General features: G+C 50.4%; 2 protein-coding genes. One reads left to right on the forward strand and one right to left on the reverse strand.

Translation table 11 applies throughout. From position 1 onward, the window contains the following. Window positions 1–195 precede the first annotated feature (195 nt). Window positions 196–771: a GNAT family N-acetyltransferase gene (locus tag F1593_RS27870; protein WP_172632528.1), complete on the forward strand. Its 576-nt coding sequence runs from the start codon at window positions 196–198 to the stop codon at window positions 769–771. 158 nt (window positions 772–929) lie between these two features. On the opposite strand, the gene F1593_RS27875 is transcribed toward F1593_RS27870, so the two are convergent. After that, a partial coding sequence (locus F1593_RS27875; protein ID WP_216369024.1) for an SDR family NAD(P)-dependent oxidoreductase occupies window positions 930–1951 on the reverse strand: 1022 nt, incomplete at its 5' end.

The raw sequence follows: 1951 nt of genomic DNA on the forward strand, positions 1-1951 counted from the left end.
GAGAAATCGACTATTGAGGATCTGGAGAAACCGCTCCAGAGGCAGATTGTTTCACACCGTTTTTGCAAATTCGGGAGGCCAGCGAGCTGCGCATCTCGCGCATTACCACCTCATGCTTCTGGAAGAAGAAAAAAAAGAAGAGTATATACTCTTCGCATGTTTCTATCGAATGCACTTGAGGAGAGCATAATCATCATGGGCTTACATATCCACCTGCACACCTTTCCAACCTTAGAAACAGAACGCCTGATCTTACGGCAACTCGTAGCAACGGATGCGCAGGATGCCTTCCTCTTTCTGTCCGATGAAGAGACGATGCGCTACTACGATCCAGCACCGCTGACCCAGCTCGAACAAGCAGAAAAGAGTATCGAACGTCATCAAAGGCGTTTTGCTCAACATGAAGCACTACGTTGGGGCATCATATTGAAGGGAGAGAACAGGGTCATCGGCAATTGTGAATATTCATGGGATGTCGATAATCAAAATGCAGCTCTGAGCTATATTCTCTCAAAATACTACTGGAATAAAGGCATCATGACAGAGGCCTTGACCGCAATCATTCAGTTCGGCTTCGAACACATCCACTTGCATCGCATTGAAGCTCAGGTTGCGTATCTCAATCTCGCTTCCACACGCCTGCTCGAAAAGCTCGGTTTTCAGGAAGAGGGACGCCTCCGCGATCGTCAATATGCCAACAACCAGTTCGTTGACGAGCTCATGTTTGCGATCATCAATACGAACAATGTGGACGGAGAAATTTTCCCTTGAGAGCCTGGACAATTCACCAAAATTACAGAAAAGGCCCAGAAAGCCCTCCGTTTTGAAACGGGGAATGAATGGGCGTTCCTTTGTGGGAGGGATAATGGGGCAGGCTCATCTCGCATCGCACCCACCTCTCTGAGCGTGCTCTTTCCTCCTATCTGAGGTCAACGGAGTTGAGCAGGCTCCTCATCTGGTTGCAAATGGACAAGCTTTTTCGTGTCATTCCACAATTTTAGTGCTCGCTGTTCATCGTACGACATTTTGGAAGATCGCCTCTCGATCAATTTGCCGTCGTGCGATTGAAAATACTTCCCCGATCCGTTTGCATAGGCGGGATCAACAGAAATCTTGGCAAGGGACTTACCTGAAAAGTCTGCGCTCCCTATAGTGACGCCCATGCGCTTAAAAACCCAATTCATGCTGTCAGTGTTGGAAAGCCACTGCACAGGCTTTGGCATGCCCCTGAGGAATCCAGTTCCTGACGTAGCACCGGGATCAAACGCGATCGACGCGATCGTGCTGCCTGACCTTCTTAGCCGGCGGTCCAGCTCATATGCATTCAGTAGTATACATAGCTTTGATGTTGCGTAGAGCTTGCCGTTTGAAAGCGGCTTTGTACCGTCTTTACCAGTATTAGCAAGAGCTATTGCGTCAGGCTCCGCAACGCCCATCATTTTTCCGTCCGCTGTGTCAGGATCGTGTGTTCCACTCGCCGTATACACGATGCGCCCATGGTCCGCTACGCGGTCAAACAGCAATGCGACCAATAGGCAATGTCCTAAGTAATTGGTTGCGAATGTCTCCTCGTAACCGTCAGCGCTGTAGGAGACAGGCCCGTTGAGCCGCACTCCCGCATTGCAGACGATCGCCTGAAGGGAATCGATCTCGCCAGTGTCGAACATGGTGCGACACTGAGCAGCGGCTGACCTTACTGAAGCCAGGGATGATGTATCTAGTTGAAGAGTACCCACTTTGACGCCGTAGGTCGTGCGCAGTTCTTGCGCAACCGGGTCCACGCGCTCCAAGCTGCGTCCTGCCAGAATAAGGTTAAGACGATAATGCGAGGCGATATATTTGGAGCACTCGAGCCCGATTCCGCTGTGGCCGCCTGTTATGAGAATTGTAGGCATAGGAACCCCCTCATGTTCATTTCGTTCATAGTATCGGAACTCGCCATCGGGCAAGT

The organism is Dictyobacter arantiisoli, assembly GCF_008326305.1.
Lineage (GTDB): Bacteria > Chloroflexota > Ktedonobacteria > Ktedonobacterales > Ktedonobacteraceae > Dictyobacter > Dictyobacter arantiisoli.